The sequence below is a fragment of the Actinoallomurus acanthiterrae genome (genome assembly GCF_054775715.1).
In genome coordinates, this window is record NZ_BAAHCO010000001.1 from 7,637,268 (window position 1) to 7,650,023 (window position 12,756).

Genomic DNA, 12,756 nt, shown 5'->3' on the forward strand with positions numbered 1-12,756 from the left:
GCCGCTTCGTCCCGTCCGGTGGCGATGTATCGATCATCGGTATATAAAGATCACATGAAGCACAGGTCGCTCCAGGAACCCACGTTCCTCATCCTCACGGCATTGGCGGCCGGGCCCCAGCACGGCTACGGCATCATCGGCGACGTCGAGCGGATCTCCGACGGGCGCGTGCGCCTCCGGGCCGGAACGCTCTACGCCGCCCTCGACCGGCTGACCGCCGACGGCCTCGCGGAGATCGACCGCGAGGACGTCGTCGACGGCCGGCTGCGCCGCTACTACCGGCTCACGGACACGGGCGCGTCACGCCTGGCCGCCGAAGCCGAACACCTGCGCCGCAACGCCGAGACCGCCACCGCCCGCCTGCGCCTGGCCGGAGGATCCGCATGAGCCCCATCGAGCACCGGCTGCGCCATTGGCTGCGGCTCTACCCGATCGACCAGCGCGAGGAGATGCTCGGCGTCCTGCTCGCCACCGCCGGCCCCGGCCAGGAACGGCCGAGCCCCAGGGACGCCGCCGACCTCGTCGGAGGAGCCGTTCGCATCCGCCTTCGACGCGAGTTCCGGTCCCTCGGCGGACCGGTGTGGAGCGACGCGTTCGCGGTGCTCGGCCTGGGGACGATCCTGGCCCTCTTCACCTGCCTGATCGCCTCCTTGCGAGACCTCATCGGCGTCTACGTCCTCGTTCAGTCGGCGCCCGCGGCCATCTGGCCGATGTGGGCGCCGTGGCCGCTCGTCGCCGTGTTGAGCCTGCTGGGCCTGCGGCGGACCTCGATCGGCCTGGCATGGGCCGCGGCGCTCGCGCAGGTACCCTGGCTCGCCGTCGGCGAGGTGGACGCCTTCTCTGGTCGGCTGGGTCAGAACCTCTACTGGTTCGTTTTGGCGATCACAGCTGCCGCTGCCTTGTCCGTCTCGGGTGGCCTCCGCCGGGCACTGTCGCTCCTCGGCCGGTGGCGGGTCGTCGTCCTCCTGGTCGGCCTCGGAGCCCTCGCCTACACGCTGACCAGCCCCGCCGAGGAAGCCGCCGGGTGGCCGAGAATGATGCCCTCGGCGGCATGGTCGTTCCACGATTCCCGATGGTGGCTGGGCACGGCGTCATTGGCGTTGATCGCCGTCGCATGCACCCGGCTGGGCACGGCCACCGGCCGTAGATGGATGCCGATGCTGATACTGAGCCTGGCGCCGACCGTCTTTGTCATCGGACTCCAGATCGCGATCGACAACACGCTCGAGCCCGTGGTCGACGCCATCCGTCTCATCGGCTCTCTGGCGGTCGTGACCGTACTCATGGCCGCTGCGGCGTCCCGTCTGCGCGGACGGAGGCGCAGCACGTCATGACCCCACGACCCACATCACTCGAACACCGGCTGCGCCGCTGGCTGCGGCTCTACCCGATCGACCAGCGAGAGGAGATGCTCGGCGTCCTGCTCGCCACCGCCGGCCCCGGCCAGGAGCGGCCGAGCGCCCGAGACGCCGCCGACCTCGCCGCGGGAGCCGTCCGCGTCCGCCTGCAACGCGAGATCCGGGCCCTCGGCGGCCCCGTATGGCGAGACGCCTTCGCGGTCCTCAGCCTGGTGACGACCGCACTCCTGGCCACCGGCTTGATCGCCTATTTCCGGGACGGCGACGTACTGGCGGCCAACGGCTTCGTCACCTTCTCCTTCGATCCGAACGGCTCCTTCATGGTGCTGATCCCGGAGCCGGCGCAGGTGTGGCCGATGTGGGTCCTGTGGCCGGTCGTGGCCGGGGTGAGTCTCCTGCGCCTGCGCCGTACGGCGGCGATCCTGGCCTGGGCGGCGGCGCTGTCTCAGATACCGTGGCTGGCCGTCGCCCAGGGCCGCGACGCCGTCTCCACGGGCGCGGCGGAGGGCAACCTGCTCTGGTTCGGCCTGGCGATCCTGGCCGCAGCGGGGCTGTCGCTGTCCGACGGCCTTCGTCCCGGCCTGTCGCTCCTCGGCCGGTGGCGAGGCGTCATCCTCCTCGTGGGCGTCATCGCGTTCGCCTATACGTTGGCCGGCCTTCCCACCCCGGGCACCACGATGCTGGGCGAGAACGTCGTGCTGCTGACGCCGGCCACGATCCACGATCCGGCGTGGCTACTGGGCGTCGAATCGCTGTTGCTGATCACCGTCGCCTGCGCCTGGCCGCGGTCGGCGTCCGGCCGCCGATCGATCGCCGTCGTGCTCCTGGCCTTGTCGCCATTCTTGTGGTCGATCGCCCGATGGCTCATGCCGACCGGACTCCCCACGGCGGCCGTCGGCGTCGCCGGCCCCCTGATCCTCAGCGCCCTCATGGCCGGGGCCCTGGCGTCACGTCTGCGCGAGCGACGGCGCAGCACGTCATGACACGGCGGCGCGCATCGCCTCGACCGGGGCCGGTGCGCGCCCCGTCATGAGCTCGACCTGGCGGGCGGCCTGGTGCACCAGCATGGGCAGGCCGCCCAGCACGATGCCGCCGTGCTCGGCCACGGCCTCGGCGGCGGCGGTCGGCCAGGGCGCGTACACGACGTCGAAGAGCGCACCCGTCGCCCGTCCGATCGCCTCGGCGTACGGGTCCGCGGCATGGGCCGGGAGCGTCGAGATGATCAGGTCGGCGGACGGCATCGTGTCGGCGAAGGTCTGCACCGACACCGACACGCCCAGCCGGTCGGCCGCCGACACCGCCTCGGCGGCCCGGGCCGGGCTCCGTACGACGACCACGGCCTTCGGCAGCCCCATGTCGCGCAGCGCGGCCAGGGCCGAGCACGCGGTCGCCCCGCCGCCGAGTACGACGGCGGAGCCCGGTGAGCGTACGCCGGCCTCGGTCAGGGCGGTGACCATGCCGTACACGTCGGTGTTGTGACCGAGCCGCCGCCCGCCGTCGTAGACGACCGTGTTGGCGCCGCCGACCGCCCGCGCGAGCCCGGAGACCTCGTCGAGCAGCGGCAGCACCGCGCGCTTCAGCGGCATGGTCAGGGACAGGCCCGCCCATGGCCGCCCGAGCACCTCGGGAAGATCCTCCTCACGGCACTCGACCGCCTCGTACGTCCAGTCGAGCCCCAGGGCGGCGTACGCGGCGCGGTGCAGCGCCGGCGACAGCGAGTGCGCGATCGGTGATCCGAGGACGGCGGCCCGCGTCATCCGTGCCCCGTGTTGCGTGCGAGCTCCTGCTTGAACTTCTCGAACTCGCTGTTGCTGGACGTGAACTTGGTGACATGGCTCTTCGGGTCGGTGGTCACGAAGTAGAGCCAGTTGCCCTGCGCGGGATTGAGCGCGGCCTTGAGCGCCACCTCACCGGGGTTGTCGATCGCTCCAGGCGGCAGACCGTAGACGCTGTAGGTGTTGTACGGACTCTTGGTCTTGGTCTCCGCGTAGGTGGCCACGATGTTGTACTTGCCCAGGGCGTACATCACGGTGCTGTCGAGCTGCAGTTTGCGCATCCATGGCTGCGTGTTCTTGATCCGGTTGTCGATGACCCGGGCGATCTTCGGCATGTCCTCATCCCGGCCGCTCTCGGCCTGGACCAGGCTGGCGATCGTCACCACGTCGCCCGGCGACATGCCCAGGTCGCGGGCCTTACCTTCCAGGTCGATGGAGGTCGCGACCGTCTTGAACTGGGCGACCATCGAACGGAGCACCTGCGTGGCGGTGGCCTTCGGGTCCGGGTCGTACGTGAAGGGATAGAGGTATCCCTCGAGCTTGCCCTTGGCATACGAGGGCAGGCCCAGGTTGCCGGGGTGTCTGGCGGCCTTCTCGAAGTCCTTGAGCGGGATCTTGGTCTTCTTGGCCAGCATCTGCAGGACCTGGACGACCCGCTTGCCTTCAGGAATGGTGACGCGGCCGGCGCGTGAGGCGTCGCTGAGCAGCAGCGTGAGCGCGGACTTCACCGACATCTGGCTGCGCAGGTGGTAGTAGCCGGGCTGGATGCTCATCGCCCTCGGGTCCTTGCCCGCGAGTTTGACGTACGCGTCCACGGACTTGACGACGCCGGCCTGCTTCAGCCGCAGGGCCATCTGGCTGACCGAGTCGCCCTCGTGGATCCAGACGGTGACCGAGCCGGTGCCGTCGCCCTTGTAGTCGGGCGGGTTGAGCATGCCGTTCAACGCGGTGAAACCGACGTATCCGCCGCCGCACACGACCACGAGGAGGAAGGCGAGCGCGATGAGCGGCGCGAGCTTGCGGCCCTTGCGGCTCTTCTTGCGACGCCGCCCGCGTCCGCCCCGGGCGGCGCGCGGAGGAACGCCTGGAGACTCCGAGCGGTGCTGACGCTCGGACAGTTGTCTCAGAAAGTCGAGATCTGCGTCGCTCATGAGCCCCCCTGGACAGTCTCCCCCGGAGGGCGACCCGTCAAGCGCTCGGCATCGAGCGCAGCCTGCAGGAGCACGGCCGCCGCCGCTTGGTCGACGACCTTGCGCCGCGCCTGTCCGCGTACGCCTTGTGCCCGAAGCCCGGTTTCGGCTGTCACGGTGGTGAGTCTCTCATCGAACAGTCGAACCGTCTCGGGATCCATGCGTCGTGCGATCCTCACGGCCAGCCGGCGGGCCGCCTCGGCCGCCGGCCCCTCCCTGCCGGAGAGAGAGGTCGGCAGGCCCACGACCACCTCGACGGCGTCGTTCTCAGCGACCAGCTGGACGATCCGGTCGACATCGCCCTTCCCGGCACGCACCGTCTCCAGCGGAGACGCCAGGATGCCGCCGGGATCACTACGCGCGACGCCGATGCGGACACTGCCCGCGTCGACGCCGATGCGCACGCCTTGTCTCACGCGGCCGCCACGGCTCGGCGGACGGCGCCCAGGGCGTCGTCGATGGCGCCCGCGTTCGCGCCACCGCCCTGCGCCAGGTCGTCCTTGCCGCCGCCACCGCCGCCGAGGACCTTGGCTGCGACGCCGACGAGCGCGCCCGCGCGGAGCCCGCGGGCGCGGGCCTCCTCGCTGGTCGCGACGACGATCACCGGACGGTCCTTGGGGACCCCGGCGATGATGACCACGGCTGGGCGCCCCGACAGGCGCCCGCGCACGTCCATGGCGAGCCGGCGCAGGTCGTCGGCGCTGGTGCCGTCGGGCACGCGGTGGGCGACGAACGCGCTGCCGCCGACGTCCTCGGCGCCGCCCGCCAGCTCGCCGGCGACCTCGAGGACCTGCTGCGAACGCACGCGCTCGAGCTCCTTCTCGGCCTCGCGGAGCCGGGTGACGACTCCGGAGATCCGCTCCGGGAGCTCCTCGCGGCGGGTCTTCAGCTGCTCGGACAGCTGCGCGACCAGGACGCTCTCCTTGGCGAGGTACCGGAAGGCGTCGATGCCGACCAGGGCCTCGACCCGGCGCACGCCGGCGCCGATCGACTGCTCGCCGAGGACCTTGATCAGGCCGAGCTGGCCGGACCGGGCCACGTGGGTGCCGCCGCACAGCTCGCGGGAGTACTCGCCGATCTCGACGACGCGGACCTCGTCGCCGTACTTCTCACCGAAGAGCGCCAGCGCGCCCATCTTGCGCGCCTCGTCGATCGGGTGGACCGAGGCGTGCACGCCGAGGTCGTCGATGAGGATGGCGTTGACCTCGTCCTCGACGTCGCGCAGCACGTTCAGGGGCACGGCGCCGGAGGCGGTGAAGTCGAACCGGAACCGGCCCGGGGCGTTCTCCGAACCGGCCTGCGCCGCCGACTCGCCGAGCGCGTTGCGGAACCCGCGGTGCACCATGTGCGTCGCGGTGTGGGACCGGGAGATCGCCCGGCGCCGCTCGACGTCGATCTCGGCGTAGGCGGTGTCCCCGGCCTGCGCCTCGCCGCTGCGGACCCGGCCCCGGTGCACGATCAGGCCGGCCAGCGGCGTCTGCACGTCGAGGACCTCGATCTCCGCGCCGTTGCCGAGCCGGATGACGCCCTGGTCGGCGAGCTGGCCGCCGCCCTCGGCGTAGAACGGCGTGCGGTCGAGCACGACCTCGACCTCGCTGCCCTCCCCCGCCGACGGCACGCTGGCGCCGCCGACCAGGAGGCCGACCACGCGGGCCTCGCCGACGACCGCGTCGTACCCGGTGAACCGCACCACGCCGGTCTGCTCCAGCAGGCTGCCCAGCACGGACACGTCGAGGTTGCCGGTCTTCTTCGCGGCGGCGTCGGCCTTGGCGCGCTGCCGCTGCTCGTCCATGAGGCGCCGGAACTCGCCCTCATCGACGGCCAGGCCCTGCTCGGCCGCCATCTCGAGGGTGAGGTCGATCGGGAAGCCGTAGGTGTCGTGCAGAGTGAACGCCTGGACGCCGGACAGCGTCGACTCCTTGCGGCGCTTGCTCTCCTCGACCGAGGCGTCGAAGATCGCGGTGCCGGTGCGGAGCGTCGCCAGGAAGGACTGCTCCTCCGCGTCGATGACCGTGTGGATGTGGGCGGCGTCGGAGCGCAGCTCCGGGTAGGTCTCGCCCATGCCCTCGATCGCGGCGGCGGTCAGCTCGTGCAGGTAGCGGTCGTCGCCGGCACCGAGCAGGCGCAGGTGGCGGATGCTGCGGCGCAGGATCCGGCGCAGGACGTAGCCGCGGCCCTCGTTGGAGGGGACGACGCCGTCGGCGACCATCATCGTGCCGCTGCGGACGTGGTCGGTGACCACGCGCAGGGACACGTCGGCGCGCGCGTCACGGCCGTACTTGGTCTTGGTGAGGTCGGCGGCGCGGTCGAGGATCCGCCACATGGTGTCGATCTCGTAGATGTTGTCGACGCCCTGGAGGATCGCGGCCATGCGCTCCAGGCCCATGCCGGTGTCGATGTTCTTGGCGGGCAGCTCGCCGAGGATCGGCCAGCCCTCCTTGCCCGCGCCCGGGCCCCGCTCGAACTGCATGAAGACGAGGTTCCAGACCTCGAGGTAGCGGTCCTCGTCGGCGATCGGGCCGCCCTCGCGGCCGTACTCGGCACCCCGGTCGTAGTAGATCTCCGAGCAGGGGCCGCAGGGGCCGGGAACGCCCATCGACCAGAAGTTGTCGGCCATCCCGCGGCGCTGGATGCGCTCCTCCGGCAGGCCGACCTTGTCACGCCAGATCGAGAAGGCCTCGTCGTCGTCGTGGTAGACGGTCGCCCAGAGCCGGTCCTCGGGGAACCCGAACCCGCCGTCGGCCTCCGACCGGGTCAGCAGGTCCCAGGCGAAAGGAATCGCCTGCTCCTTGAAATAGTCCCCGAAGGAGAAGTTGCCCAGCATCTGGAAGAACGTGCCGTGCCGGGTGGTCTTGCCGACCTCGTCGATGTCGGGCGTGCGGATGCACTTCTGCACGCTGGTCGCCCGACGGTACGGAGGCGTCCGCTGGCCGAGGAAATACGGCTTGAACGGCACCATGCCCGCGTTGACCAGCAACAGCGTGGGGTCCTCGGCGATCAGGCTCGCCGAGGGCACCACCGTGTGGCCGCGTTCCTCGTAGAAGCGGAGGAAACGGCGGGCGATCTCTGCCGACTCCATCAGTGCAGGTCCTTGTCTATGTCGGCTTGTGCGTCGAGGCGCATGGCGTCGCGCAGCTCTTCCTCTCGGTGGTTCATCGCGACACGGACGTCGCCGGCGAACCCCCGTACGGTCCGGCCGAGTCCGGTGGCCTGGTGGGCGATGTTGCCCGGCAGGGCGGCGCGCACGGCGCGCTTGAGCCGGAAGGCCGACCAGGCGCCGAACGCGGTGCCCAGGGACAGCCAGAACAACCGCCGGATCATCGCTTGCCGTCCTGGTTGCCGTGGCCGCGGGAACCGATGGCCTTACGGACACCATAAGAGAACGCCGCGGCCTTCACGAGAGGGCCGCCGACGATCGAGGTGACGGTGGTGCTGACCGCGGCGGCGTTCTGACTCACGCTGCCCATGTTCTTCGTGATCACGTCGATCCGGGCCAGCTGCTCGTTGGCCCGCGCGACCGTGCCGGCCATGTCGTCGAGCAGCGGGGCGGTCCGATCGCCCAGCTCGGCGACCGTCTTGGTGGCCTCGGTCACCAACCGGGCGAGCTTCAGGAGCACGTAGGCGAGGAAGGAGACCAGAATCGCCCAGAACATGGCCACGATCAGGCCGGCGAGCTGTTCACCCGTAAGCATCCGGCTTCCTCCTCCTCGTCGCGAAACTCGGTCGGACCGACCTTACCGTCCCGGGCCTCCGGAAACGCGCCGAGTCGGCCACGTCGGACGCGGGTGGCGGCGTCCCCGCGCGCCCGCCGCGTCCGGCTCGGTCCGCGGCGCTCGTCCGGGTCAGTCGGCGCGTCTGCCGCGCAGGACGGCGCGGAGCCGCTCCACGACGTCGGAGAAGCGGGCCTCCATCCCGTGCCGGGTCGGGTGGTAGTACTCGCGCCCGGCGACGGCGTCCGGAGCGTACTGCTGTTCGACCACGCCGCCCGGGAAGTCGTGGGCGTAGCGGTAGTCCTTCCCGTGGTCGAGCTTGGCCGCGCCCTTGTAGTGCGCGTCGCGCAGGTGCGCCGGCACGGGCCCGACGAGCCCTCGCCGTACGTCGGCGGCGGCCTCTCCGATCGCGCGGATGACGGCGTTGGACTTCGGCGCCAGGGAGAGGTGGATGACGGCCTGCGCGAGGTTGATGCGCGCCTCCGGGAGGCCGACGAACTCGACGGCGTGCGCCGCGGCCGTCGCCGTCTGCAGCGCCGTCGGGTCGGCCATGCCGACGTCCTCGCTGGCGTGGACGATGAGCCGCCGGGCGATGAAGCGCGGGTCCTCGCCGGCCTCGATCATGCGGGCGAGGTAGTGGAGCGCCGCGTCGACGTCGGACCCGCGGATGCTCTTGATGAACGCGCTGATCACGTCGTAGTGCTGGTCGCCCTCGCGGTCGTAGCGGACCGCGGCCCGGTCGACGGCCTTCTCCAGGACGTCGACGTCGATCGGCGCGCCGTTCGGGACGACGTACGACGCGGCCTCCAGGTAGGTCAGCGTCCGGCGCGCGTCGCCGCCCGCGAGGCGTACGAGGTGGTCCTCGGCGGGCTCCGTGAGCTCGACCGCGCCGCGGAGGCCGCGCTCGTCGGCGAGGGCACGGCGGATCACCTCGCGGAGCTGGTCGTCGCCGAGCGGCTCGAGCGTCAGCAGGAGGGAACGGGACAGCAGCGGGCTGATCACGGAGAAGAACGGGTTCTCCGTGGTGGCGCCGATGAAGGACACCCAGCGGTTCTCGACGGCGGGCAGCAAGGCGTCCTGCTGGGCCTTGTTGAACCGGTGAACCTCGTCGACGAACAGCACGGTCTGCCGGCCGCCCATGCCGAGCTCCCGCTTGGCGACGTCGATCGCGGCGCGGACCTGCTTGACGCCGTCGGACACCGCCGAGATCTCCACGAACCGGCGCTCGGTCGCCTGACTGACGACGTACGCGAGGGTGGTCTTGCCGGTGCCGGGCGGCCCCCACAGCAGCAGGGACATCGCGACGTCCCGCTCGACGAGCTGGCGCAGCGGCGTCCCGGGGCCGAGCAGGTGCTCCTGGCCGACGACCTCGTCCAGCCCGCGGGGGCGCATCCGGACCGCCAGCGGGGCGTTCGCCTGCTGTGCCTCCTCGGCCGTCGTGTCGAAGAGGCTGTCGGCCTGCTCATGTTCCCTGCGCACCACGCCTTGACACTATCCGTTCCACACGGCCGCTCAGCGCGACGGAGACGATCACCACGACGCCGCCGACGACGCCGTCGAGCCAGTAGTGGTTGGCGGTGAGAACGACCACGGAGGTGGTCGCGACCGGGTAGGCCACCGCCGCCCACCGCGCCCGGCCTGTGCCGTACCGGCTGATCCCCCAGGCGACGAGCAGCGCCCAGCCGACGTGCAGCGACGGCATCGCGGCGAACTGGTTCGACGGCCCGCTCCCGGGCGCCTCCCCGTACGCCGACGGCCCATAGACGTTCATCAGGTCGACGAGCCCGGTGCCGGGCAGGAACCGCGGCGGCGCGAGCGGGTAGGCGAAGTGCCCGATGAGGGCCAGTGCCGTGGACAGGATGATGGCGGCCCGTACGCGCGGCCAGTGATCCTGATGCCGCCACCAGATCCACGCCAGGAACACCACCGTCGCCGGGAAGTGCACGCTGACGTAGTACACGTCGGCCACGCGTACCCAGCCGTCCCAGTGCAGCGCCGCGTGCTGCAGGGAGGCCTCGCTCGGCAGGTGGAGCAGGCGTTCGGCGTGCCAGACGGACCGCGCGTGCCGCAGGGCCGCGGCGGTGTGCCCGTCGGCGAGATGCCGGCGCCCGGTAGGCGTAGAACAGCAAGACCATCAGCGCGGCCTGACCCACGGCCGCGATCAGACGCGACCGACGCCACGGAGCCGCCCGCTGCGACCGGTCGCCGGGACGCTCCGCCGCCCTCGAGCCCGCCGTGCCCATCCCTACGCCCCCGCCCTTTCGCCGCGTCCCGGGCAGTACCCGGAATATCGTCAGCGTCTCCCGAAGATCGGCACCAGATTCCCGTACGCACTCCGCGTCCCCGGATCCGGGGCAGTGATCAGCTCGCCGGGGTGCGCGGTTACCCTGTGCGGCGTGATCCCCTCCTCCATCGACGACATCCTGGCGATGACGGAAGGCCACCCCCTGATCCGGAGCGTGGATCCGGCACGACGCGGTACGGCCTGGCGCGGCGACGAGGCCGTCGCCTTCCTCAACCTGAACCGGGACCGTACGATCTGGCGCGTCGTGGGGCTCGGCCCGCCCAGCGCGGTCGCCGGCCTGCTGACCTCACTGCGCGGCGAACTACCGCCGGACGTGTACGCGAACGTGCCGCACGGCACCCCGCTGCCGCTCGCGGACCCCGTCGACTGGGTCTACCGGGTGGCGTACGAGACGCCGCCGCCCCAGCCGGCGGAGGACCTGGTCGAATGGTCGGCCGACGACGACGCGATCACGGGGGTGCTGAAGCGCACGAGCTCCGACTGGTCGGTGTGGCCGCGTGACGGCCACGCCCGCCGCTGGGCCGGCGTACGGGACGGCGACGGCGGGCTCTCGGCCTGCCTCGCCGACATGACGAGCTCCCCGGAGATCGGCCAGGTGGCGGCGATCGCCGTACGGCCCGAGGCCCGCCGGCGGGCACTGGGCGCGTCGATCACGGCGTGGGCGATGCGACGGCTGTTCGCCGAGGGGTGCGACGGCGTGGGCCTGGGCGTGTACGCCGAGAACACTGCGGCCATGCGGCTGTACGACCGGCTCGGCTTCACCCGGAACGAGGTCCGCACCAGCGGCCGTCTCCCGGCCCGGTGAAGCAGACTCAGCTCCGGACGAGTCGCTCGGCCTGTTCGTGCTCGTCGTCCCGAACGGGGCTGAGCCGCTCGCTCAGGAGCCGCCAGCGTGTGGTGACGCCGTCCGGGCCGTCAAGCCGCGACCGGGACAGGGCCTCCACGATCCGGTCCCGGACCTCGGTCTCGGCCGCGGGCTCGGTCGCGAAGAGGACCCGCAGCCGCACCTGATCACCCGCCCGCTCGGCCGCGGTCTGATGCGGCGCCAGCGGACACGGCGGCTCGTGCTCCCAGTGCCCGCACAAGGCCACCGTGATCGCCGCTCCCGGCGCGCGGACATCGCCACCCGCCTCCATGACCACGACCGCGTCGTGCGCGAATGCTCGGCGCATCGGTCGGCGACCTCCTCTGGGCGCTGCCCCGGGCCGGCCCAGTGCCGCGCCTTCGGTGTGGCTGAAATTCTTTCAGCCACACCGAAAGTGCGGAGAGCGCATGTCCAGGCCGGAGGGACCCGCCGTTCCGGCGGAAACCTGGACGCGAGCCGACGCCTGGACGGGCGCGACAACCGCTCAGACATCCACGCCGATGCGCCGGGCCATCTCCGGATCGAGCGGATAAACCCGCTCACACGGAATCAGCGCCTTGGCCTTTCCGGTCTCCCCGTCGTGGACCAAGCGGTGGATCTTGCGGACGAGTGGGGTCAAATCCTGGATGTCCAGGACCCACTCGTCGGCGTACCGGTCGATGACGTGCCGACTGAGACCGACCTGGATGCTGCGGGCGTCCAGCGGCTGCCCGCGCAGCGTCCGCTCCGGATCCCACTGGACGTGGACGCGGGCGTGCTTGAACGCGGTCCGCCACTCCAGACTGTCCCGATAGACCCGCCGGTCGGCGTGCGTCAGGACCGCCTGCGACAGGGCCTCCTCCCAGCCCTCACGACTGATGCGGACGGCGAGGATCACCTCCTGGCCCGGCTTGCGCGCCCAGCCGCTGCGCGCCATCAGCCACAGGAACGACGGTTTGATCCACGTCATCCGCGTCCGCGAGAACGGCGGCACGAACCGCCCTTGCTCGGCCGCAGGCCGCCCGATCTCCGGCCGGTACGCCTGGTAGACGACGATCGACGTACGGTCGTGATCGGCCCTGATCTCGTGCGTTCGCATGGGATCTCACGATCTCGGCCGCCCCCGACTCGATCAACCGATTTTCGCTTCGATCAGAAGGTGACCTCGAACCACACGATCCGACCCGTCGCATCACCGCTGACGCCCGAGTCCGCGGCGAGCATCCGGACGATGTGCAGGCCGCGCCCGCCCTCGGCGAGATCCACGGGCCCGTCACTATCAGATGATCCGGATCCTCGAAGCCGCCGAACTACCGAACCTCACCATGCAGGTAATTCCATTCGATGCAGGCGCGCACCCGGGGATGCTGGGCTCGTTCGTTCTCCTCCGATTCGGACAGGAGGACCTTCCGGACGTCGTGTACGTCGATTCCATGGCAGGTGACCTGTTTCTGGACCAAGCCGCAGACGTGGAACGCTGCGCCTCGACATTCGAGCATCTGCGTGCGGTGGCGCTGAGCCCGGAAGCATCGGCCGAGTTCGTCGCTAAGCTGACGGAACGGACGTAAAGAAAG

Annotated in this window: 16 protein-coding genes; 5 read left to right on the forward strand and 11 right to left on the reverse strand. The window is 71.1% G+C overall.

Annotated elements, in window-relative coordinates:
• The first annotated feature begins 54 nt into the window (after positions 1 to 54).
• The 3 genes from ACYVF7_RS36060 to ACYVF7_RS36070 are packed head-to-tail and all read left to right on the forward strand — an operon-like array spanning position 55 to position 2,341.
• Complete coding sequence (locus ACYVF7_RS36060) at positions 55 to 387, forward strand: PadR family transcriptional regulator (protein WP_460349525.1); 333 nt, start codon at positions 55 to 57, stop codon at positions 385 to 387.
• Positions 384 to 1,334: a hypothetical protein gene (locus ACYVF7_RS36065; protein WP_460349527.1), complete on the forward strand. Its 951-nt coding sequence runs from the start codon at positions 384 to 386 to the stop codon at positions 1,332 to 1,334. Before ACYVF7_RS36060 ends, ACYVF7_RS36065 begins: the two co-directional genes overlap by 4 nt.
• Positions 1,331 to 2,341: a hypothetical protein gene (locus ACYVF7_RS36070; RefSeq protein ID WP_460349529.1), complete on the forward strand. Its 1,011-nt coding sequence runs from the start codon at positions 1,331 to 1,333 to the stop codon at positions 2,339 to 2,341. Before ACYVF7_RS36065 ends, ACYVF7_RS36070 begins: the two co-directional genes overlap by 4 nt.
• On the opposite strand, the gene ACYVF7_RS36075 is transcribed toward ACYVF7_RS36070, so the two are convergent.
• From ACYVF7_RS36075 to ACYVF7_RS36110, 8 genes are all read right to left on the reverse strand, one after another.
• On the reverse strand, positions 2,336 to 3,115 hold the full coding sequence (locus tag ACYVF7_RS36075) for a shikimate dehydrogenase (RefSeq protein WP_460349531.1): 780 nt from the start codon (positions 3,113 to 3,115) through the stop codon (positions 2,336 to 2,338). The two genes, ACYVF7_RS36070 and ACYVF7_RS36075, sit on opposite strands and share 6 nt — an antisense overlap.
• A complete protein-coding gene (gene mltG / locus ACYVF7_RS36080) occupies positions 3,112 to 4,284 on the reverse strand; it encodes an endolytic transglycosylase MltG (RefSeq protein WP_460349533.1) in 1,173 nt (390 codons plus the stop codon). Before mltG ends, ACYVF7_RS36075 begins: the two co-directional genes overlap by 4 nt.
• Positions 4,281 to 4,739 (reverse strand): Holliday junction resolvase RuvX, encoded by a 459-nt coding sequence (gene ruvX / locus ACYVF7_RS36085; RefSeq protein WP_460349535.1) that lies wholly within the window; start codon positions 4,737 to 4,739, stop codon positions 4,281 to 4,283. The genes mltG and ruvX overlap by 4 nt, the downstream gene beginning before the upstream one ends.
• Entirely contained in the window at positions 4,736 to 7,402 is a 2,667-nt protein-coding gene (gene alaS, locus ACYVF7_RS36090; protein WP_460349537.1) for an alanine--tRNA ligase, read from the reverse strand. Before alaS ends, ruvX begins: the two co-directional genes overlap by 4 nt.
• Positions 7,402 to 7,644, reverse strand: a complete 243-nt coding sequence (locus tag ACYVF7_RS36095; protein WP_460349539.1) for a hypothetical protein — start codon at positions 7,642 to 7,644, stop codon at positions 7,402 to 7,404. The genes alaS and ACYVF7_RS36095 overlap by 1 nt, the downstream gene beginning before the upstream one ends.
• Positions 7,641 to 8,015, reverse strand: a complete 375-nt coding sequence (locus tag ACYVF7_RS36100; RefSeq protein ID WP_345438529.1) for a DUF948 domain-containing protein — start codon at positions 8,013 to 8,015, stop codon at positions 7,641 to 7,643. Before ACYVF7_RS36100 ends, ACYVF7_RS36095 begins: the two co-directional genes overlap by 4 nt.
• A gap of 150 nt (positions 8,016 to 8,165) precedes the next feature.
• Entirely contained in the window at positions 8,166 to 9,515 is a 1,350-nt protein-coding gene (locus ACYVF7_RS36105) for a replication-associated recombination protein A (protein WP_460349541.1), read from the reverse strand.
• Positions 9,496 to 10,104 carry a phosphatase PAP2 family protein gene (locus ACYVF7_RS36110; RefSeq protein ID WP_460358314.1) on the reverse strand — a complete coding sequence of 203 codons (609 nt, stop codon included), beginning with the start codon at positions 10,102 to 10,104 and terminating at the stop codon, positions 9,496 to 9,498. Before ACYVF7_RS36110 ends, ACYVF7_RS36105 begins: the two co-directional genes overlap by 20 nt.
• Positions 10,105 to 10,429: 325 nt before the next feature.
• Between ACYVF7_RS36110 and ACYVF7_RS36115 the strand changes: the two genes are divergently transcribed.
• Positions 10,430 to 11,143 carry a GNAT family N-acetyltransferase gene (locus ACYVF7_RS36115; protein WP_460349543.1) on the forward strand — a complete coding sequence of 238 codons (714 nt, stop codon included), beginning with the start codon at positions 10,430 to 10,432 and terminating at the stop codon, positions 11,141 to 11,143.
• A 7-nt stretch (positions 11,144 to 11,150) separates the two neighbouring features.
• Here the strand turns inward: ACYVF7_RS36115 and ACYVF7_RS36120 are convergent, their stop codons facing one another.
• The 3 genes from ACYVF7_RS36120 to ACYVF7_RS36130 all read right to left on the reverse strand — a co-directional run bounded on the left by ACYVF7_RS36120 (position 11,151) and on the right by ACYVF7_RS36130 (position 12,448).
• Positions 11,151 to 11,510 (reverse strand): hypothetical protein, encoded by a 360-nt coding sequence (locus tag ACYVF7_RS36120; RefSeq protein ID WP_460349545.1) that lies wholly within the window; start codon positions 11,508 to 11,510, stop codon positions 11,151 to 11,153.
• A 177-nt stretch (positions 11,511 to 11,687) separates the two neighbouring features.
• Positions 11,688 to 12,281, reverse strand: coding sequence for a DUF4291 domain-containing protein (locus ACYVF7_RS36125; protein WP_460349547.1), 594 nt, complete (start codon positions 12,279 to 12,281; stop codon positions 11,688 to 11,690).
• A 53-nt stretch (positions 12,282 to 12,334) separates the two neighbouring features.
• A complete protein-coding gene (locus ACYVF7_RS36130) occupies positions 12,335 to 12,448 on the reverse strand; it encodes an ATP-binding protein (protein ID WP_460349549.1) in 114 nt (37 codons plus the stop codon).
• Between the two features lie 17 nt (positions 12,449 to 12,465).
• On the opposite strand from ACYVF7_RS36130, the gene ACYVF7_RS36135 reads away from it, so the two are divergent.
• Positions 12,466 to 12,750, forward strand: coding sequence for a Scr1 family TA system antitoxin-like transcriptional regulator (locus ACYVF7_RS36135; RefSeq protein ID WP_460349551.1), 285 nt, complete (start codon positions 12,466 to 12,468; stop codon positions 12,748 to 12,750).
• Positions 12,751 to 12,756 lie beyond the last annotated feature (6 nt).